General features: G+C 68.9%; 21 protein-coding genes and 1 pseudogene. 14 read left to right on the forward strand and 8 right to left on the reverse strand.

The genetic code is table 11. The features are described from left to right. Window positions 1–20: 20 nt before the first annotated feature. Both ACIBKX_RS11885 and ACIBKX_RS11890 read left to right on the forward strand, forming a co-directional pair. Window positions 21–782: a hypothetical protein gene (locus ACIBKX_RS11885; RefSeq protein WP_363276542.1), complete on the forward strand. Its 762-nt coding sequence runs from the start codon at window positions 21–23 to the stop codon at window positions 780–782. Between the two features lie 198 nt (window positions 783–980). After that, complete coding sequence (locus ACIBKX_RS11890) at window positions 981–2,339, forward strand: hypothetical protein (protein ID WP_363276541.1); 1,359 nt, start codon at window positions 981–983, stop codon at window positions 2,337–2,339. A 133-nt stretch (window positions 2,340–2,472) separates the two neighbouring features. On the opposite strand, the gene ACIBKX_RS11895 is transcribed toward ACIBKX_RS11890, so the two are convergent. Next, on the reverse strand, window positions 2,473–3,069 hold the full coding sequence (locus tag ACIBKX_RS11895) for a hypothetical protein (protein ID WP_363276540.1): 597 nt from the start codon (window positions 3,067–3,069) through the stop codon (window positions 2,473–2,475). A 35-nt stretch (window positions 3,070–3,104) separates the two neighbouring features. Then, window positions 3,105–4,007, reverse strand: coding sequence for a hypothetical protein (locus ACIBKX_RS11900; protein ID WP_363276539.1), 903 nt, complete (start codon window positions 4,005–4,007; stop codon window positions 3,105–3,107). 470 nt (window positions 4,008–4,477) lie between these two features. Here ACIBKX_RS11900 and ACIBKX_RS11905 point away from each other — a divergent pair, with 470 nt between their 5' ends. Further along, complete coding sequence (locus ACIBKX_RS11905; protein WP_363276538.1) at window positions 4,478–5,302, forward strand: helix-turn-helix transcriptional regulator; 825 nt, start codon at window positions 4,478–4,480, stop codon at window positions 5,300–5,302. Beyond that, window positions 5,289–5,630, forward strand: a complete 342-nt coding sequence (locus ACIBKX_RS11910; RefSeq protein ID WP_363276537.1) for a DUF397 domain-containing protein — start codon at window positions 5,289–5,291, stop codon at window positions 5,628–5,630. The genes ACIBKX_RS11905 and ACIBKX_RS11910 overlap by 14 nt, the downstream gene beginning before the upstream one ends. Here the strand turns inward: ACIBKX_RS11910 and ACIBKX_RS11915 are convergent. Both ACIBKX_RS11915 and ACIBKX_RS11920 read right to left on the reverse strand, forming a co-directional pair. Continuing rightward, on the reverse strand, window positions 5,611–6,177 hold the full coding sequence (locus tag ACIBKX_RS11915; RefSeq protein WP_363276536.1) for a hypothetical protein: 567 nt from the start codon (window positions 6,175–6,177) through the stop codon (window positions 5,611–5,613). The genes ACIBKX_RS11910 and ACIBKX_RS11915 overlap by 20 nt on opposite strands. 18 nt (window positions 6,178–6,195) lie before the next feature. Beyond that, window positions 6,196–6,417, reverse strand: a pseudogene (locus tag ACIBKX_RS11920) (hypothetical protein); the annotation flags it as partial. A 142-nt stretch (window positions 6,418–6,559) separates the two neighbouring features. On the opposite strand from ACIBKX_RS11920, the gene ACIBKX_RS11925 reads away from it, so the two are divergent. Then, the gene (locus tag ACIBKX_RS11925) at window positions 6,560–6,808 is read left to right on the forward strand and encodes a hypothetical protein (RefSeq protein WP_363276535.1); all 249 of its coding nucleotides are present in this window, start codon (window positions 6,560–6,562) and stop codon (window positions 6,806–6,808) included. A 111-nt stretch (window positions 6,809–6,919) separates the two neighbouring features. On the opposite strand, the gene ACIBKX_RS11930 is transcribed toward ACIBKX_RS11925, so the two are convergent. The 3 genes from ACIBKX_RS11930 to ACIBKX_RS11940 form a co-directional block, all read right to left on the reverse strand. Next, window positions 6,920–7,246 (reverse strand): hypothetical protein, encoded by a 327-nt coding sequence (locus ACIBKX_RS11930; RefSeq protein WP_363276534.1) that lies wholly within the window; start codon window positions 7,244–7,246, stop codon window positions 6,920–6,922. Between the two features lie 227 nt (window positions 7,247–7,473). Further along, complete coding sequence (locus tag ACIBKX_RS11935) at window positions 7,474–7,980, reverse strand: hypothetical protein (protein WP_363276571.1); 507 nt, start codon at window positions 7,978–7,980, stop codon at window positions 7,474–7,476. A gap of 170 nt (window positions 7,981–8,150) precedes the next feature. Further along, window positions 8,151–9,752, reverse strand: a complete 1,602-nt coding sequence (locus ACIBKX_RS11940; RefSeq protein WP_363276570.1) for a glycoside hydrolase family 20 protein — start codon at window positions 9,750–9,752, stop codon at window positions 8,151–8,153. A gap of 292 nt (window positions 9,753–10,044) precedes the next feature. Here ACIBKX_RS11940 and ACIBKX_RS11945 point away from each other — a divergent pair, with 292 nt between their 5' ends. The 7 genes from ACIBKX_RS11945 to ACIBKX_RS11975 all read left to right on the forward strand — a co-directional run bounded on the left by ACIBKX_RS11945 (window position 10,045) and on the right by ACIBKX_RS11975 (window position 16,008). Continuing rightward, window positions 10,045–10,596, forward strand: a complete 552-nt coding sequence (locus ACIBKX_RS11945; RefSeq protein WP_363276533.1) for a 2-oxo-4-hydroxy-4-carboxy-5-ureidoimidazoline decarboxylase — start codon at window positions 10,045–10,047, stop codon at window positions 10,594–10,596. Window positions 10,597–10,745: 149 nt separating this feature from the next. Then, window positions 10,746–11,126 (forward strand): succinate dehydrogenase, cytochrome b556 subunit, encoded by a 381-nt coding sequence (gene sdhC / locus ACIBKX_RS11950; RefSeq protein WP_076684883.1) that lies wholly within the window; start codon window positions 10,746–10,748, stop codon window positions 11,124–11,126. 8 nt (window positions 11,127–11,134) lie between these two features. Beyond that, window positions 11,135–11,617 carry a succinate dehydrogenase hydrophobic membrane anchor subunit gene (locus ACIBKX_RS11955; protein WP_363276532.1) on the forward strand — a complete coding sequence of 161 codons (483 nt, stop codon included), beginning with the start codon at window positions 11,135–11,137 and terminating at the stop codon, window positions 11,615–11,617. Between the two features lie 16 nt (window positions 11,618–11,633). Continuing rightward, entirely contained in the window at window positions 11,634–13,388 is a 1,755-nt protein-coding gene (gene sdhA / locus ACIBKX_RS11960) for a succinate dehydrogenase flavoprotein subunit (RefSeq protein ID WP_363276531.1), read from the forward strand. After that, window positions 13,388–14,158 carry a succinate dehydrogenase iron-sulfur subunit gene (locus ACIBKX_RS11965; RefSeq protein ID WP_363276530.1) on the forward strand — a complete coding sequence of 257 codons (771 nt, stop codon included), beginning with the start codon at window positions 13,388–13,390 and terminating at the stop codon, window positions 14,156–14,158. The genes sdhA and ACIBKX_RS11965 overlap by 1 nt, the downstream gene beginning before the upstream one ends. A 147-nt stretch (window positions 14,159–14,305) precedes the next feature. Further along, complete coding sequence (locus tag ACIBKX_RS11970) at window positions 14,306–14,944, forward strand: hypothetical protein (protein ID WP_363276529.1); 639 nt, start codon at window positions 14,306–14,308, stop codon at window positions 14,942–14,944. Further along, a complete protein-coding gene (locus ACIBKX_RS11975; protein WP_363276528.1) occupies window positions 14,944–16,008 on the forward strand; it encodes a hypothetical protein in 1,065 nt (354 codons plus the stop codon). The genes ACIBKX_RS11970 and ACIBKX_RS11975 overlap by 1 nt, the downstream gene beginning before the upstream one ends. Before the next feature lie 58 nt (window positions 16,009–16,066). Here the strand turns inward: ACIBKX_RS11975 and ACIBKX_RS11980 are convergent, their stop codons facing one another. After that, window positions 16,067–16,663 (reverse strand): MarR family transcriptional regulator, encoded by a 597-nt coding sequence (locus ACIBKX_RS11980; protein ID WP_363276527.1) that lies wholly within the window; start codon window positions 16,661–16,663, stop codon window positions 16,067–16,069. 80 nt (window positions 16,664–16,743) lie between these two features. On the opposite strand from ACIBKX_RS11980, the gene ACIBKX_RS11985 reads away from it, so the two are divergent. Continuing rightward, a complete protein-coding gene (locus ACIBKX_RS11985; RefSeq protein WP_363276526.1) occupies window positions 16,744–18,000 on the forward strand; it encodes an MFS transporter in 1,257 nt (418 codons plus the stop codon). Window positions 18,001–18,072: 72 nt separating this feature from the next. Continuing rightward, window positions 18,073–18,525, forward strand: coding sequence for a VOC family protein (locus tag ACIBKX_RS11990; protein ID WP_363276525.1), 453 nt, complete (start codon window positions 18,073–18,075; stop codon window positions 18,523–18,525). Window positions 18,526–18,603: the final 78 nt, after the last annotated feature.

The raw sequence follows: 18,603 nt of genomic DNA on the forward strand, positions 1-18,603 counted from the left end.
CACGTAAGGGCACCTCACCTGTGAACCACAGACGCACCCGCCGCCGCGCCTCGGCCCTCACCGCCGCGACCGCCACCGCACTCCTCGCGCTCACCGGCTGCTCCGACTCATCGGACGGCGACGACAGCAAGGACAGCGGAAAGGGCAGCGGCAACGAGGCGACGGCCTCACCGAACGCCGAGCCGACGGAAGCGCCCGCCCCCGCCGCCGCCGACCAGCTGAAGAAGGCCCTCGTCACCAAGGCCGAGGCCAAGGGATACAGCGCCCAGGACAACGCCGACACGAACGTCACGCCCAAGTCCGACAAGCCCCAGTGCCGCGCCCTCGCCGACGCGACCGCCTCCGGCACGAACCGCACCCCGAAGGCCGCCGCGTGGGCCAGCCGCTCCTACGGCTCCACCGCATCGCCCGGTCTCGCGGTGACGACGAGCGTCTTCTCGTACGAGGGTGACGGTGCCCAGAAGACCCTCGCGGACCTCCGCAAGGCGGTCCCGGCCTGCGCGGGCGGCTTCTCGACCAGCGGCAACAACGGCGGTGCCACCGTCGCGTACAAGTCCGTGAAGAGCGAGCAAGTCGCGGCGGGCGGCGACGAGTCGGTCTCCTGGGAGATGACGGGCGCCGCGCAGGGCTCCGAGGTCCCCATGCACATGACGGCGGTCCGCGTCGAGAACACCGTGACGCTCTTCCTCACCCTCCACCTCACCGACCCGCAGCAGGCGAAGCTGCCGTCGGACCTGCTCTCCGCGCAGGTCGCGAAGGTGAAGTCGACGCTGGTCAAGTAGTGGCCGTCGGCCCGTTCCACATTTCCCATTCCGTGAAATGTCCCGGGGATCATTTCAACTGAAACAGAGATAAGGAATTCCGAGTTGAAATTCCCCTACCCAAAAGGAAGGATCACCAATCCAAGCGAATTGACTTGGCCGGCGGGTCGGCGGATGCCGACCCGTGGGCCGACTACCCATGCCCTCAAGGAGATTCAGATGTCACGCAAGGCGGCAGCCCTCGGCTCGTTACTCGCGGCCGCGCTCCTGCTCAGCGGCTGCGGCGAGAGCGACGACGGTTCGGGCGGGAGCGGAACCGGCGACGGCGGGTCCGAATCGGCCGCCGTCGAGGCGAAGTTGCTGAACCAGGTGCCGATGGCGAAGGTGAAGGACATGGTCGGCGCCATGGGAATGTGGACGACCGACAAGAATTTCGTGAAGGCCGACCTCAAGAAGATAGTCGGCTATCCGCTGGCCGGCGGAAAGCCCGAGTGGACGGTGCCGCTCGGCGGCGAGATGTGCTGGTCCTCGCCGAAGCCCACCAAGGAGGGGCTCGTCGCCGTCCTGTTCCAGAACGACAAGAAGGACCCCTCCGTCTGTACGGAGGTCGGCCTGGTCGACCTGAACAAGGGCAAGCTGCTCTGGCAGAAGCAGGCGACCGACGAGTACGGCTCGGCCCAGATGTTCGACGAGGTCACCATCGGCGGCGGCACGGTCGCGGCGGCGGGCTCCATGACCGACGCGGGCTGGAAGGTGAGCGGCGAGCCGCTCTGGAAGCCGTCCGACGACAAGTGCCCGGTGGAGGGCTACGCGGGCAGCGACGACAAGCTGATCGCGCTGCGCGACTGCGGCGAGGTCGACAGCCCCCAGCTGTCGCTCCAGACGGTCGACCCCGCGACGAAGGCGCCGAAGTCGACGTACAAGCTCCCGGCAGGCACGGAGTACGCCCACGTCGTGTCCACCGACCCCCTGGTCGTGGGCGCCGACGGCGGCGACGCGAAGAAGGGCTCGTCCGGTGCCTCGGAGTTCCTGACGATCGACGACAGCGGGGCCCAGGGCAAGCTGCTGAGCACGATCAGCACGGTGGGCGGCAAGTACGGCAAGTACAAGCTTGACTGTCCGTCCACCGAGGTCACGGGCTGCCAGCAGATCGCCGTCACCAAGGACACGCTCTTCCTCGGTACGTCGGAGCCTTCGAGCCCCTCGTCCGGCGCAGAGAACGACCTGGTCGCCCTCGACCTGAAGACCGGCAAGCAGAAGGGCAAGGCGGAGGGCGTCGAGGAGGGTCCGCTGACCCCGATCGGCGTCGCGGACGACGGCAAGGTCATCGCGTACCAGGAGGCGAGCGTCGTCGACGAGGCGGGCGGCGCGATCTGGTCGCTGGACCCGACGACGTACAAGAAGACGAAGCTCCAGCAGAACCCGTCCGAGACGTGGGAGATGGAGGCGAGGTTCACGACGGAGCGCCGCATGCTGTTCGCGGGCGACCGCTTCTACATCGGCGGCGAACATGTGACGGCACCGTCGACGGTCTTCAAGAAGAAGCAGCCGCTGGCGGCGGTGTTCGGGGCGAAGTAGCGCGCCGGGGGGGGGCGGGGCGCGCTTCCGGGGGGGGCTGCCTCCGGGGGGGGGCGCCCCGTAGGGGCGCGGGGAACTGCGCGACCAGCCACGACGGCCCGCAGACGAAAATCCTCGACGGGGGCCGGGGGGCCTACCCCCGCCCCCGCTCCCTACGGGAGACCACGGCCCGCAGCACCCGCCGCCCCTCAGTAGAAACATCCAGAGCCTGACGCAGCCCACCCGCCCCGGCCCCCTGATTGGCCAGCAACTCAAGAATCCGCACCTGCCGCCGCAACTCAGCGGCGACGAGGGGCGACATCCCCTCGGTACGACCTTCGCGCCGCGCCGTCACCGACGGCCGCTGCGAGCCGCCACCGCCGTCCGGCGCGGTATCCAGCAGCCGATGGATCTGCAGCGCGGCAACGGAACAGGCATCGGCCCACTCCCGCAGCTCACCCGCAGACCGCGCGGCGGGCACCGCACCGAGCATGCGCTGAGCAAGGGTGACGGCCTCGTCGCCGGTGACGGCCTCCTCGCCGGAGCCGGCTGCCGCCGCCAGCTCGGCCCGAGCCTCAGCCAGAGCACCGTCCCAAGCCCCGCCTTCCGCGAGGCTGCCCCACAGGGGCCGCAGCACGTCATCGCCACCGCCGAGAAGCGGCACACACCGGTCAAGGCAGGCGAGACCGCTCGCCGCCAGACCCCTCTCGTCGGCCTCGGCAATCAGCTCGACCAGACTCGGGCCGCCCATGTCGTACGCCTCCCATTGCGGACTCTGTACGTCCTCTACTGCGTGCGGACCCCCTGGAACGTCACATCCGCGCCCCGCAGAGCCGCCCGCACGACGGCCGCACCCCGCATGGCGACGGAGCCGCGCACTCCATCGGCGGCCCCGTCTACCCGGCAGTCACCGCACAGCGCCTCCCCCGCCATGGGCCGGAAGAGCCGCGGCTGGGTATGGCGGCCCGCGCACTCCACCATCAGCGGGACACGAGGCCCGGCCACCGGCGCCTCAAGCGGCGGGACCTCCCGCAACGCATACCGAACAAGCCCGCCGGGCCGCCGAACAACCTCCCCCAAACCAGGCAACTGCCGCCGAATCCCCTCCCACACGCCATCAGCCGTATGCCCGAGAGCCAGCCACTCGGCGGCAAGGGCGGCCAGCTCGGGCAGCATCCCGCGCGGGACGCGCAGCCGGGGATCGAGCCGGTGCAGCTCGCCGACGACACGAAGCCCCTCGGCCGCGACCTCCGGGGCCGGTGGGAGGGTGTTTACGCCGGGGGGATTGCTGGGAAGACGGCCGACGTCCCGACCGGTCGGCGGACCGACGGCCGGTTCGGCGTCACTCGGCGCGACCTGCGAGGACTCCCCCAGCAGCCGCCTGGCCTCATCCCTCCCGAGCGGCACATTCGACACGAGCTGCCGGGTACGCCATCGCCCCCGCTCCCCTTGCTCGCGCCACTCATGGACGTACCCCTCGTCCTTCAACTGCCGCTTGGCCCGCAGAAAGGCGACCTTGCCGATACCGGCGCGCGCGGCGGTCTTGGACAACGATTCGGCGGCGTCGGCAGGAAGGGACAACTGCCAGGTGAGAAGCCGGACGGCGTCGGAGGAGAGCCGGGGATGCCGGAGGATTTCGTTGGGGACCTGCGAGAAGAAACGGGCAGGCGGGCTAACATGACGAAGCATTTCTGGTGGTGTCCTTAGTCGAGAGGCCACTGGTGATGAAGGCCCTCGTCGTACCGGTTGCAGCCGGGGACGGGGGCCGCCTCGTATGCCATGGGGGCACACGAGGAAGAAGAGTCAGCGATCGTCACGCTACATGAACTCCCGCACACGTACGGTCACTTCACTTGTCCGCACCGAGGACAGGCACAGGCAGGAAACCGCGAACTGAGGGAGAGCGGCGACAGCGCCTCCGCGTCCCGCACCGGGTAATAGACGACACGCGGCCCCCAGGTCCGCCCACCGTCCCGAGACACGCGCAACGTGATGCCGGGCCCCTCCGACTCCCCACCACGCATCACCTCTCCGACCTCACCCACGGCCACGCCACCTCTCACTCTGTGTGCTGTTCCAGTCACAGGCTGGGGTAGACGCCCGCACGCTGGGGAGATAGCTCAACGTGACAACGGAACCCGCACAAAGGGGAGTTGGCCGTGGCGATCGAGGACAACCCGGAAGCGCGTACGAAGTACGGCGAGGAACTGAGACGCCTCCGCGAGGCGGCCGGCCTCACCCAGGAGGAACTGAGCCAGCGCGCGGTGATGTCCCGCACGCACATCGCCCACATCGAGGCCGGGCGCCGCAGACCGGACGCGGAGGACGCGCGGCGGCTGGACCAAGTGCTGGGCACGAGCGGCTTCTTCGTACGGTTCCTGCCGACGCTGGATGGGCGGAGGGTGGCGGAGCATTTCGCGGAGGCGCTGGAGTTTGAGGGGCAGGCAACGAAGATCCGCGTCTACGCGCCCAAGCTGGTGCCCGGCCTACTCCAGACCAAGGCGTACGCATGCGAGGTCCTCAGCTCCGGGCACCCACCCAAGAGCGACGAGAAACGTGACAAGCTCCTCGTCACACGCTTGGAACGGGCCCGCATCCTCGAAGAATTCGATACACCCGTGGTGTGGTCGATGCTCGACGAGGCAGTGCTGCGCCGCCCCATCGGGGGCCCGGCAGTGATGTGCGAACAGCTCCGTCACATCCTGAGGTTGGGCGAAAGCCGCCGCATCCGGGTGCACGTGCTTCCCTACGAGGCAGGGGCACACGCCTTGCTGGAGGGCGTCGTCTCACTGATGTGGTTCGAGGACCTGCCGCCCATCGCGTATGTAGAGGGCTTGAAGACAGGCCGGGTATGGGAACTCCCGTCGATGGTGCGCGAGTGCCAGGAGGTCTACGATCACGCGCTGGGCGACGCGTTGTCGCACGGCAAGTCCCTGGACCTCATCAGGTCCGTCGCGGAGGATTACGAGCATGAAGCGCAGTGAGAACAGCATCCCGAACGCCTCGGTTCTGCCTTCCTGGCGCAAGTCCACGTACAGCGGCGGCGAGAGCGGCGAATGCCTGGAGGTCACCGCCCCGTCAACATACGCAAGTTGGCGCAAGTCCACGTACAGCGGCGGCGACAGCGGCGACTGCCTCGAAGTAGACGACACAGCCTGCCCCACGAACGCCCACATCCCCGTCCGCGACAGCAAGAACCCCACCGGCCCGGCGGTCGTCTTCGCGTCCCCCGCCTGGACGGCATTCATCACCGCACTCCGCACCGACGCAGCACCGGATGCCACCGGCGGGTTCACCACCACCCCCTGTTGATCGCGACGACGAACCGCTCGACGGCAGCCCTGCGCCGGGCGCCGGGGCCAAGTCGCCACGTCCGACTCTCCCCACCGCCGGTGATGGTCAACGCACTCCCATCTGACCTGAGTTCAGCGGAACAATCTCGTCGCGGCGCAGACCAGAGAAGCTCTGTAGCGACATCCGTGATCCGATTGCGGGAGAAGACCAACACCCGCCGATTGCTGACGACGAGAAAGCCGCCGCTGCCACCCAGCAACCTGGAGAGGAGGGCCTGGTCGGGCAGCCCGACCGGAAAGGCACTCACCAGCTCTTCCCCCTCACCCTCATCCAGCAGGGCCCGCACCCGCCCGGGGTTCTTCCACGCCTGCCCGCCGTACAGCACGACGTACATGAGCCCGATGCCCAGCCCGTTGAACAACGCGCGCGCCCCGAAGCCAAGAGCAAAGCTGACCAGAACAAGCACCACGGGCAGGACGCCCAGACTCCATACGACGAGCAGGAGCCGGTCCCGAATCCCCCGCCGGGCCGAGTCCCGCAACCGCACGTCGAACCCGTCAGTCACCCCTCCCCCTCCCCCTCCTCAACACGCCACGCGTCTCTCCCGCCGCATGGCATACCTGCTCCCTGCCAGAAGCCGCCTGGGAGAAGCAACAGGCTCCGCCTCACAGTCCCCCAGCTGCCGGGCAAGACGCCGCAACCCCCGGTGGGCCGCCGCACGCACCGCGGCGGGCCGCTTGCCGAGAACTTTCGCAGCCGCAGGGGCATCAAGCCCCACCACAACACGCAACAGCACCGCTTCCCCCCAGACGGCACCGGCACGACGCACCAGCACCTCGCCCACGTAGGAACCAAGCCCAAAGAGCACCCAGGACACGTCATCACGACGGCGCTCACGCCCACCCTTGCGCAGCCCTTCAACGAGGAAGTCGACAACCCGAAGGCTCGTGACGGAGAAATCAAGCGGCAGCCGATTCCGCACGGTCACCCGAGCCACGAACTCCCGCGCGTGCCCCCGCATCTCCTCGGCTCTCGGCGCCTGTCTGCCCCCACCGTCCACGACTCCCGCCCCCGGCAACTGGAGCGACTGGAAGCACGGAAAGCACCAGGCCGTCTTCGAGAGCTCAGGCGGCAACATCGTCAAGGCCGTCCACAAGGGCTGCGCCGACCGCAAGAAGTACTACACCAAGCCGTAGGCCTCCTCCGAGACACCCACGACCACCCCTGACTTACCGAATCACTGACCGAACTCCGGCATCGGCGGCGGCCCGTCACAGCTGCGCGACGGGCCGCCGCCCTGGTCGTGATCAGCTCAGAGCGAGCTTGATCTTCTGGTTGTGCTCCATGTGGTCCACCACGACTCCGGTAACGGATTCACCCGGTTCCGGCCACACGGCCGATCCCTCGGCATCCGTGCGCAGCCCGACCACGTCGACCACCGCTCCGTACCGTGACAATCCCTCGACAGCGAGAAAGACACCGAAGCCGGCCACCCTGTCAACCTTGCCGGTCACTGTGGATCCGATCGGATACCTGCGCTTTGCGGTTTCCCAATCCTCCGTCATGGCTTTCCGGTCCAACTCCTCTGAGCACCGTGCCGCCAGCGTTGATAGCCGCCAGACCACCTTCACCACCGGACATCCGGGGCGCCCTTTAGCGATAGCACTCACGACGCAGATCCGCCTCGAATCGCATACGCGGCCCCGCATATCCCGAGAACCGTCCCCAGAGCTTGGGGTACCCGAGGAGTTGGTCCGTAACTCGAATGCTGACGAGCTCAACCACCTGGGGGCGACCCGAACCCAGCAGCACCTCTGGTCGGTAGGGCGAACCACCGCAACCGCCGCAACCGCCGCTCCGGCTACTGCGGCACAACCCCCAACCGATCCAGGAACCGGAAGAACAACTGCTCCGCCGACGGCTCCGCGGCCGCGTTCAGGACGTCCAGGAGCGCCGCCGGGGCCACCGACCTGCCCGACTCCGCCGCCCACGCCACCGCCCGGTCCGCCGCGTCGCGCGGCTCCAGGAAGTAGTCGTCGAGGCTGAGGCCGTCGTCGCCGAGGTAGCCCGCCATCGCCTCACGGGCCAGGCAGGTGGTCCATGCCCCGCTCTCGGGGGCGGCCGCCTCGACGACCACGCAGTCGCTGTCCATGACGTATCCGAAGAGCGCGGGCGAGCCCGTCTCCAGGGCGAGGGTGTTCATGCTGCCGACGTCACGCGTGCCGTCGCCGCCCGGCACCTCCCACACCTGCCAGTCGTCGTCCCGTCGCACGAGAAGGCTGATGTCGTCCCGCACTCCGGCCACCGCCGCGAGCTCCCCTAGCGGACGCTCGCTCCTGCCCACGACGTAGTAACCCCAGTACCCCATGCCCGCATCCCCCATGTGCTCGACTCTGCTCAACTGCGCTCGGCGGCTGTATTGGCTTTGGCCGAATACACCACAGACGTAAGCAAGTTCGCCACCAAAAAGCAGAAAACGGATCTCAGGGGCAGCGTCGCGCGAATCGTCCCGACCGGCTGCCGGGCGGCCACCGGCGCCTATCCCACCTGGTCGGCCAGGTTCACGAAATTCCCCCAGGGCAGGGCAGGCTTTCGCGGGTCCCACAGCTTCTGGACCGTCGCCCGCAGCGGCATCCGGATGCCCCGCGCCACCTGCTCCTGGGTCTGCGACCCGGCCAGGTCGCACCAGACCGCGAACGTCCCGCCGAGGATCTGGGCGTCGTACTCGGCGCTCACCGGCTGCGTCCCGCGGATGACCCGCGGGGTCCACTGCTCGTAGATCCGCTGTCCTGTCGGATAGACGAATTGGTTGGGCTGGCCGAGGACGTAGTAGAGGTACTCGTCGTTGTAGTTGACGACCTTCCGGCCCGCCTTCAGATATTCGACGGGCTCGCGCGCGCCGATCTCCTTGCCGGTCCAGTACGCGACTTCCAGGTCGTCGGCGGCCGACTCGACGCCGCCGCGGAAGAAGCCGTCGTTCCAGGCCTTCAGGGTGCGTTCGTACGGGCGCATGGTGTCGGCCCGGTCGTTGAGCCAGCCGGTGGCCAGGTCCTGGACCTTGGCGCCTGCCCCGTACTTCTCGCGGGCCGCGGCGGCCAGCTGCGGATAGGAGGCCTCCGGGTTGTCGACCATGAGGGCGCGGTACTCGTCGGCGCCGAGGTGCCAGTAGCGGCCGGGGAAGAGATCCGCGTACTCCTCCAGCAGATCGTCGACGATCTCCGCCGCCTGCGGCTTGGAGATGTCCACCGCGCCGCGCGATGCGACACCGCGCGTGTCACGGAGCTGGAGCGAGGGGTGTGCCTTGATGACCGCGCCGAGGTGTCCGGGCGAGTCGATCTCCGGTACGACGGTGATGTGCCGGGACGCCGCCAGCTTGAGGATGCGGCGGACCTGCGCCTTGGTGAGGTGGTCGGGGGAGACGATCTCGGGATGCGAGTCCGACTCGATACGGAACGCCTGGTCGTCGGAGAAGTGGATGCCGATCTGGTTGTACTTGAGGTCGCCCAGCTCGCGGATCCGGTCCTCGATCCACTCCGCGCTGAAGTGCTTGCGCGCGATGTCGATCATGAAACCGCGCTGCGGCTTGGCGGGCCGGTCGCGCACGACTCCCTCGGGCGCGGTCCGGTCCCCCCGCACCTCCTGCTTCAGGGTGCGCGTCCCGTAGAAGACGCCGGCTTCGGCGGGCGCGGTGATCTTCACCCGCTGCCCCTTCACGGAGAGGGTGTATGACTCGGACTCGTCCCCGCCGTCGGATTCAGGGTCGAGCGCCAGCTCCACGTCACCCTTGCGGGGCTCGCCCTCCCCCGCGTACGCCAGCTTCAGCTCGCCCGCGAGCAGCTTGCCCTCGTCCGCGAGGTCCTCGTCGCCGACGACCACCCGGCCGCCGGGCGCGGGCTTCCACCCCGGCCCGCGCGCCGCCGTGTGCTCGCGTACGGCGGGGATGGTGGCGGGGGTCTTGGAGAGGGGGTACGACTTCGTGGGCGAGGGGGAGGGGGTGGGCGAGACGGCGGACTTGCTGTCGGTGGGCGGCGACGAACTGGACGAGGGCGCGCCGTCCCCGCCGTCGGGCCAGACGGCGACGGTGAGGGCGACACCTCCGGCGGCGACGATCCCGGCGGCGAGGACGAGGGGCCGCCGGATCACAGCGACCCCCTGCCGGGACGGACAAACCCAAGCCCCCGGCTACCCGGCGATACGGGCGGGCGGACGGGAGAAATCCGCCGCGAAGCGGCGGCACAGAAAGCCCCCCACCGGACAGCAAGCGCAGCACAGGCACCAGTCATGCCCCCCACGCTAAAACGGGGCCCGCGTCCCTACCGTCCACCACGCGAAGCGAAACTCTCCCATCCGGGTGAAATTCACGCGTCCGTCGGACAGCCCTCACCACACCTGACTAGCGTTACGACACATCCCCACATCCCCTGCCTCATAGATGCCCCCTGCCCAGGAGCCCCCGCTGCCCCCGCACAGCCAGCACAGCCCGCCCCGAGCCCCAGAGCAGCTGAACAGCGCAGAGCCGGCGACAGCCGAGGCCGCGTTCCTCAGCTGCTGCGGCAGCCGCACCTGGGCCCACCGCCTGGTCGCGCACCGCCCGTACCCGGACCTGGACGCCCTGCTCGCCGCGTCCGACGAGGCGGCGTACGACCTGCCGCCCGCGGACCTCGCCGAGGCCCTGGCCTGCGAACCTCTCGAACCGCGCGTCCCCCACCAGGGCACCCGCGGGGGCACCTACTCCGCCGCGAACACCGCACTGAGCGCCGCGCACGCAGCGTACGAAAGCCGCTTCGGCCACGCCTTCGTGATCTGTCTCGACGGCGTCGCCCAGAGCGAGGCCCTGGACCATCTGCTCGCCGGAATCCGGTCACGCCTCGGCAACGATCCGGAGGAGGAGCGCGCCCTCGCCGCCGAGGAACTCCGCAAGCTCGCCCGCGGACGACTCACCCGACTCGTACACGACCTGAATAGCCCGTACGTGCCTGTTTGATTGCCTGTTTGATCACACCTGGCTACCCCGCGCGAGCGAACCGACAACTCGTCGATACGATGACGAGCGGCCGGTGGACCGTACCCGGCCGGGCCCGTCCGACCACCCAAGCCGGCTGGCCCCAATCCCCGCTCCCGGAGGGTTCTGCCGTGCCGGCTGGAACGCTGTACCGCGGCCGGGAAGGAATGTGGTCCTGGGTGGCTCACCGAGTCACCGGCGTCCTCATCTTCTTCTTCCTGTTCGTGCATGTGCTGGACACCGCTCTCGTCCGCGTCTCCCCCGAGGCGTACGACGATGTCGTCAGCACCTACAAGACGCCCCTCGTCGCACTCCTCGAGTACGGCCTGGTCGCCGCCATCCTCTTCCACGCGCTCAACGGCCTGCGTGTCATCGCCGTCGACTTCTGGTCGAAGGGCCCGCGCTACCAGAAGCAGATGCTCTGGACCGTCGTCGGCATCTGGGTCGTCCTGATGGTGGGGGCGCTCTACCCGGTCCTCGGCCACGCCGTCCGCGAAGTCTTCGGGAGCTGACGCCAGACATGTCTGACACCACGCTTGAGAAGTCCGGAGTGGGCCCCGTCGAGGGCGGCTCGCTCTACGACGTCGACAACCCGGCCCCCTTCATCGAGGCCCCGCGCAAGCGCACCTCCAAGACCCCGCGCGCGACTCGCGGCAACTTCGAGATGGCCGCATGGCTCTTCATGCGCCTGTCCGGTGTCGTCCTGGTCGTCCTGGTCCTCGGCCACCTGCTGATCCAGCTGGTGCTCGACGGCGGCGTGAGCAAGATCGGCTTCGCCTTCGTCGCCGGTCGCTGGGCGTCCCCGTTCTGGCAGGTCTGGGACCTGCTGATGCTGTGGCTCGCGATGCTGCACGGGGCCAACGGCCTGCGCACGGTCATCAACGACTACGCGGAGCGCGCCAACACGCGCCTGTGGCTCAAGGGCCTGCTGTACACCGCCACGGTGTTCACCATCCTTCTGGGCACGCTGGTGATCTTCACCTTCGACCCGAACATCCGCTAAAGCCGAGGCGAATCCAGTGAAGATTCACAAGTACGACACTGTCATCGTCGGCGCCGGCGGCGCGGGCATGCGCGCGGCCATCGAGGCGACGAAGCGCAGCCGCACCGCGGTCCTGACGAAGCTCTACCCCACCCGCTCCCACACGGGCGCGGCGCAGGGCGGCATGGCCGCCGCGCTCGCCAACGTGGAGGAGGACAACTGGGAGTGGCACACCTTCGACACGATCAAGGGCGGCGACTACCTGGTCGACCAGGACGCCGCCGAGATCCTGGCGAAGGAGGCCATCGACGCGGTCCTCGACCTGGAGAAGATGGGCCTGCCGTTCGGCCGTACGCCCAAGGGTGAGATCGACCAGCGCCGTTTCGGCGGTCACTCCCGCAACCACGGCGAGGCCCCGGTCCGCCGTGCCTGCTACTCGGGCGACCGCACCGGCCACATGATCCTCCAGACGCTGTACCAGAACTGCATCAAGGAGGGCGTGGAGTTCTTCAACGAGTTCTACGTCCTCGACCAGCTCATCGTCGAGGTCGACGGGGTCAAGAAGAGCGCCGGCGTCGTCGCCTACGAGCTGGCGACCGGCGAGATCCACATCTTCCAGGCGAAGGCGGTCGTCTACGCCTCCGGCGGCACCGGCAAGTTCTTCAAGGTGACGTCGAACGCGCACACGCTGACGGGTGACGGCCAGGCGGCCTGCTACCGCCGCGGTCTGCCGCTGGAGGACATGGAGTTCTTCCAGTTCCACCCGACCGGCATCTGGCGCATGGGCATCCTTCTTACGGAGGGCGCCCGTGGTGAGGGCGGCATCCTCCGCAACAAGGACGGCGAGCGCTTCATGGAGAAGTACGCGCCGGTCATGAAGGACCTCGCGTCCCGCGACGTCGTCTCCCGCTCCATCTACACGGAGATCCGCGAGGGCCGCGGCTGCGGCCCCGAGGGCGACCACGTCTACCTCGACCTGACGCACCTCCCGCCGGAGCAGCTGGACGCGAAGCTTCCCGACATCACGGAGTTCGCTCGCACCTACCTCGGCATCGAGCCCTACACGGACCCGATCCCGATCCAGCCGACCGCGCACTACGCCATGGGCGGCATCCCGACGAACGTCGAGGGCGAGGTCCTCGCGGACAACACCACGGTCGTTCCGGGTCTGTACGCGGCGGGCGAGGTGGCCTGCGTATCGGTCCACGGCGCCAACCGCCTCGGCACCAACTCGCTCCTGGACATCAACGTCTTCGGCCGTCGCGCGGGTATCGCCGCGGCGGAGTACTCGGCGAAGAACGACTTCGTCGAGCTCCCGGAGAACCCCGAGGAGCTGGTCGTCGCCCAGGTCGAGCGCCTGCGTGACGCCACGGGCACCGAGCGGGTCGCCGAGCTCCGCAAGGAGCTGCAGGAGACCATGGACGCCAACGTCATGGTGTTCCGTACGGAGCAGACGATCAAGACGGCGGTGGAGAAGATCGCGGAGCTCCGCGAGCGCTACCTCAACGTCTCGATCCAGGACAAGGGCCGGCGCTTCAACACCGACCTCCTGGAGGCCATCGAGCTGGGCAACCTGCTCGACCTGGCCGAGGTCATGGCGACTTCGGCCCTGGCCCGCAAGGAGTCCCGCGGCGGTCACTACCGCGAGGACTACCCGAACCGCGACGACGTCAACTTCATGCGCCACACCATGGCGTACCGCGAGGTCGGCGACGACGGCACGGACTCGATCCGTCTCGACTACAAGCCGGTCGTCCAGACCCGCTACCAGCCGATGGAGCGTAAGTACTGATGGCTACCCCGACCCTCGACAAGGAAGACGCGAAGCCCGAGGCGGGCTTCGCCGACTCCCCGTACATCACGGTCACGTTCCGCGTCCGCCGCTTCAACCCGGAGGTCTCGGCCGAGGCGACGTGGGAAGACTTCCAGCTGGAGATCGACCCCAAGGAGCGCGTCCTCGACGGTCTCCACAAGATCAAGTGGGACATGGACGGAACCCTGACGTTCCGTCGCTCCTGCGCCCACGGCATCTGCGGCTCCGACGCCATGCGCATCAACGGCCGCAACCGCCTGGCCTGCAAGACGCTGATCAAGGACATCAACCCCGAGAAGCCGATCACGGTCGAGCCGATCAAGGGTCTGACGGTCCTGAAGGACCTGGTCGTCGACATGGACCCGTTCTTCCAGGCGTACCGCGACGTCATGCCGTTCCTGGTCACGAAGGGCAACGAGCCGACGCGCGAGCGTCTGCAGTCGCCGGAGGACCGCGAGCGGTTCGACGACACGACGAAGTGCATCCTGTGCGCGGCGTGCACGTCCTCGTGCCCGGTGTTCTGGAACGACGGCCAGTACTTCGGCCCGGCCGCGATCGTCAACGCGCACCGTTTCATCTTCGATTCGCGTGACGAGGCGGGCGAGCAGCGCCTGGAGATCCTCAACGACAAGGACGGCGTCTGGCGCTGCCGGACCACCTTCAACTGCACGGACGCGTGCCCCCGAGGCATCGAGGTCACGAAGGCGATCCAGGAAGTGAAGCGGGCGCTGATCACGCGCCGCTTCTGAGTGCGCCTCCGGCTGTAGCAGTTCGATGTGGGCCCCGTCCCGGTTTCGTACCGGGACGGGGCCCATGTTCGTATTCAAGGGCTCCACAGATAGCGTGGGTTCGCTTACGTCCCCCACATACCGTCCCCCACATACCAGGAGTCCAGAGTGAACCGCCCCATCCGTCTCATGGCGGCCGCGCTGACCGCGTCCGCGGCCCTGCTGTTGACCGCGTGTGGATCGGGGGGCGGCGACGACTCCTCGGACAAGATCGAGGGCGCGGGCGGCGGCGGCAAGGCCTCGGCTTCGCCGACCACCAAGCCCGACGGGGTCAAGCGGCCGGAGATCAAGCTGCCTTCGGAGTTCAAGGCGGAGTTCGCGGGCTGGAGGAACAGCGACCCGAAGCTGCAGGCGATCCTGGACGACGGCCGGGAGGAACTCCGGGCCAAGTACGCGGCGATCATCGACGCGAACCCGGAGTCGAAGGCCGTGAGCTTCTACGACTCGGGCGCTTCCCTCACCACCGCCCGCAAGTGGATCAAGAGCTTCGTCTCGACGGACGACAGCCTGATCGGCGGGATCAAGGCGTACGACGCCAAGGTGCACGTCGCCGACAACGGCGCGGGCATCCTGTTCTACTGCGTGGACGAGCGCAAGGCGTCGACGAAGAACCGCAAGACCAAGAAGGTCACGACGACTCCCGACAGCCCCGACTCGGTACTGCAGTACCGGACCAGGCTCACCAAGTCCGCACAGGGCGTGTGGCAGACCTCCTCACTGGAGACGATTCCGGGCGGATGCAAGTGATGCGAGCAACCACGAAGGCCGGCGCGTTCCTCGTTGCCGGGGCGCTGACCGTCGCCCTGTCGTCCACGGCGTACGCCATCGGGGACAAGGGAAACCAGAACCAGGGACCGTCCGGTGGCGCGAAGGGCAACACCCTCATGGCCGGTGCGAGCCAGACCAGCATCGAGGTCAGCCAGGTCAGCGGTGGCAAGGGCGGCTCGTCCAACAAGCCAGTCGTCCCGGTGGACCCGAACTGGAAGCCCCCGGCCTGCTGGTACGAGCCCGTGGCGACGTCCGAAGAGGTCAAGGCCGCGACGGACCAGCTGAAGAAGACCCCCAACGAGAACCTGGTCCCGGTCACGCCGTCGCTCAGCTGGGGCGAGGAGCTGATGGTCAATCACTACGAGAAGGGTGAGACCCAGTCCGACGGGGCCGAGGGCTACAAGAACTTCAACATCGGCAAGAAGGGCAAGTTCTGGCGGGGCGTCGTCAACCCGGACATGGAGGACGATCCGGCGGCGTACGACTGCGAGCAGAACCTCTTCTGGCAGGACGCCGGAGCCATCCCGAAGATCGCGAACGCTCCGACGCCGGAGGTGCTCGCCTCGTACGCGTATGACCAGATCAAGGTCCCGGACACCGAGGTCGAGCTGAAGCCCGAGGCCAAGTCGACGGTGAACCTGCCGACCTGGATCTGGCTGGACAAGGGCAAGTTCGAGGACGTCAAGGTCCGCGCGGAGCTCCCCGGCACCAACCTCTGGGCGGAGACCACCGCCAAGCCGGTCAGCCTCCACCTGGAGCCCGGCACCGCCGACGCGAAGACCTTCCCCGCCTCCGCCGAGTGCAAGGTCAACGACGACGGCAGCATCGGCACCCCGTACACAAAGGGCAAGTCGAAGCAGGACCCGCCGTGCGGCATCGCCTACCAGCGCGCCACGGGCGGCGAACCGTTCCAGCTCAAGGCGTCCATCACCTGGGAGATCACCTGGGAGGGCTCGGGCAACACGGGCGGCGACCTGCCGAACGGAACGTTCGACGGGACGCAGGACGTCGAGGTCCAGGAGATCCAGTCGATCAACCGGTAACCACCGGTCCCGCCTTGGTGGCGGCGCACTCCCTCGTCACTCGCGGGGTGCGCCGCCATCACTTCCAGGACGCCCCGCCCTCCTTCTCCGCCACCACCATGATCCGCCGCAGCATGTCCGCGAGCTGCGCGCGCTCCTCCTTGCGCAGGACGCCGAGCAGGCGGTACTCCTCGTGGCCCAGTACGTCCATCGCCCCCAGCCAGATCGAGCGGCCCGACTTGGTCAGTTCGACGTCCACCCGGCGGCGGTCCGCCTTGGACGGGGTGCGGCGGATCAGGCCGCGGGACTCCAGGCCGTCCAGGCGGCCGGTCACGGAGGCGGGGGCCAGGTCGAGGTCGGCGGCCAGTTCGGAGGGGGTCGCGCGGCCGCCGCGGCCTGCCAGCTTGTGGAGCGTGTCGAACTCGTGGCGTTCCAGGGCGAAGTCGACCAGGGACTGCTCCCGGACCCGGCGCAGGTAGACCGTGAGCTTCTTCATGCGGGTGACGGCGCCCTCGATGTCCGGGTCGAGGGCGGGGAGCACCGGGAGCCAACGCTCGACGTGGCCGTCGGTCCAGTCGCGGGGCGGCTCGGTCTCCTCGCCGCCGGCGCGCTCGTCCAGCTCGTCCAGCTCGTCCAGCTCGTCCACGGTCTCGTTCTCCTGACTCTTCCTCGCCATACGCCGTAGCCTACTTGGGACTGCTTCGGTTCCTGATATTTCGTTGCCGAATAGTTCGGCAACGAAATAGAGTCCTCTCCATGCTGTCGCACCCCCTGCTGCGCAACCGCTCCTTCCGGCTCTTCTTCCTCGGCCGCTCCCTCTCCCTCATCGGCGACGCCGTCATCCCCGCCGCCCTCGCCCTCGCCGTACTCCGCGCCACCGGCTCCACCTCCGCGCTCGCGCTCGTCCTGGGCTGCGCGATGGGGACGAAGCTGCTGTTGCTGCCGGTCGGCGGCGTCGTGGGCGACCGGTTCGACGCCCGGACCGTGGCGCTCGCCTCCGACGTGGTGCGCTGTGTGACCCAGCTCTTCGTCGGCGTACAACTGCTCGGCGGCGACCCCCAGTTGTGGCACATCGCCCTCGCCGAGGCGATCGGCGGCGCCGCCTCCGCCTTCGCCATGCCGACCCTCTCCCCGCTCATCACGGGGACGGTCGCCGAAAAGGACCGGCACGCGGCCAACGCCGTCCTCGGAGTGGTCAACAGCGGCGCCCGCGTCGGCGGGCCCGCGCTCGCCGGACTGCTGATCTGGGCCGCGGGGCCCGGCTGGGCCTTCGTGCTCGACGCCGCGTCCTTCGCCGTCAGCGCATGCCTCCTCTCAGCGGTCCGCGTGCACCGCGCCGCCGAGGAATCCACCGCGCGCCGCTCGCTGTTCAAGGATCTCGCCGAGGGCTGGCACGAGGTCCGCAGCCGCGACTGGTACTGGACCAGCCTCGTCGCGCACTCCGCGTGGAACGGCGCCGCCGCCGTCCTCATGACGCTCGGCCCCGTCCTCGCCGTCGAGGAACTGGGCGGCGAGGGCGCCTGGATCGCGATCCTCCAGGCGGGCGCCATCGGCCTCCTCGCCGGCTCCCTGCTCGCCGGGCGCGCCCGGCCGAAGCGGCCGATCCTCGTCGCCAACCTCGGCCTCGCGACGTACGCCCTGCCTCTCGCCCTGCTGGCCGCCGAGGCACCCGCCCCGGCCGTCATCGCCGCGTACGGCGTCGCACAGGCGGGGCTCGGCTTCCTCAGCCCGGTCTGGCAGACGTCGGTCCAAGCGGCGATACCGTCCGGCGCTCTGGCCCGCGTCACCTCGTACGACTGGCTGTTGTCACTGGCCGCGATGCCCGTGGCGTACGCCCTCGGGCCGCTCGCGGCGGACGCGTGGGGCACGGCGACCCCGCTGTGGATCGCGGCGGCGGTTGTGGGCATCGCGTGCGCGGGGACGGCCGCAGTGCCGGGAGTGCGCAGATTCGGCACCGGCGAGAGCGTCCCGGCTCGCGGCCGATCGGACGCACGAGAGGTCCCGACCGGGTGACAGCTCCGCGCCTGCGGCAGGTCGCCGCTCATGGCGCGCCGGTTCCCGGCGCGAGCCACCTACCCTGACGGAATGTCAGACAACCAGTCGGTAGGCCTGTCCGTTGACCGGCCTTCGGAGAGCTCGGACCCGACCGAGCTGCTCGGCTTCGACAACGTCGTCCTTCCCGTCGGCGAGCTCGACGAGGCCGTCGGGTTCTACGAGCGCGCCGGGTTCCCCGTCGCGTTCCGGATCGACGAGATCGGGCTCGCCATCCTGAAGGTCGGCAAGGAGACGCCGGGCGTCCTGCTGCGCGTGGAGGACGGCATCATCCGCCGCTCCTCCGCGTCGTCGCCCACGCCGCGCGTATGGCTCGAGGTGCGGGACGCTCGGGCGAAGGGCCAGGCCCTGGTGTCCGCCGGGGTCGCGCCGATCGCCCCGCCCTTCTCCGTCGCCACCGGCTGGACCGTGGAGATCGCCGACCCGTGGGGGAACGTCATCGGGTTCACCGACTACCGCAAGCGGCCGGAGCTGGCGCGGAGTTAACCCGAGCTGGCGCGGAGTTGGGCAGAGCGGACAGGTCAGCTCGGCGGGGTGGAGTCAGTTCACGCCGCCGGGGCGGAG

Origin of the sequence: Streptomyces sp. NPDC050658 (genome assembly GCF_044457025.1) — a bacterium.
GTDB lineage: Bacteria > Actinomycetota > Actinomycetes > Streptomycetales > Streptomycetaceae > Streptomyces.

What these genes read in the sequence shown, in the direction of transcription:
- ACIBKX_RS11890 (WP_363276541.1), top strand. Translation starts at nt 981, where the DNA reads ATGTCACGCAAGGCGGCAGCCCTCGGCTCGTTACTCGCGGCCGCGCTC.
- ACIBKX_RS11895 (WP_363276540.1), bottom strand. Translation starts at nt 3,069, where the DNA reads ATGGGCGGCCCGAGTCTGGTCGAGCTGATTGCCGAGGCCGACGAGAGG.
- ACIBKX_RS11900 (WP_363276539.1), bottom strand. Translation starts at nt 4,007, where the DNA reads ATGCTTCGTCATGTTAGCCCGCCTGCCCGTTTCTTCTCGCAGGTCCCC.
- ACIBKX_RS11910 (WP_363276537.1), top strand. Translation starts at nt 5,289, where the DNA reads ATGAAGCGCAGTGAGAACAGCATCCCGAACGCCTCGGTTCTGCCTTCC.
- ACIBKX_RS11935 (WP_363276571.1), bottom strand. Translation starts at nt 7,980, where the DNA reads ATGGGGTACTGGGGTTACTACGTCGTGGGCAGGAGCGAGCGTCCGCTA.
- ACIBKX_RS11945 (WP_363276533.1), top strand. Translation starts at nt 10,045, where the DNA reads ATGCCCCCTGCCCAGGAGCCCCCGCTGCCCCCGCACAGCCAGCACAGC.
- ACIBKX_RS11955 (WP_363276532.1), top strand. Translation starts at nt 11,135, where the DNA reads ATGTCTGACACCACGCTTGAGAAGTCCGGAGTGGGCCCCGTCGAGGGC.
- ACIBKX_RS11965 (WP_363276530.1), top strand. Translation starts at nt 13,388, where the DNA reads ATGGCTACCCCGACCCTCGACAAGGAAGACGCGAAGCCCGAGGCGGGC.
- ACIBKX_RS11975 (WP_363276528.1), top strand. Translation starts at nt 14,944, where the DNA reads ATGCGAGCAACCACGAAGGCCGGCGCGTTCCTCGTTGCCGGGGCGCTG.
- ACIBKX_RS11980 (WP_363276527.1), bottom strand. Translation starts at nt 16,663, where the DNA reads ATGGCGAGGAAGAGTCAGGAGAACGAGACCGTGGACGAGCTGGACGAG.
- ACIBKX_RS11985 (WP_363276526.1), top strand. Translation starts at nt 16,744, where the DNA reads ATGCTGTCGCACCCCCTGCTGCGCAACCGCTCCTTCCGGCTCTTCTTC.
- ACIBKX_RS11990 (WP_363276525.1), top strand. Translation starts at nt 18,073, where the DNA reads ATGTCAGACAACCAGTCGGTAGGCCTGTCCGTTGACCGGCCTTCGGAG.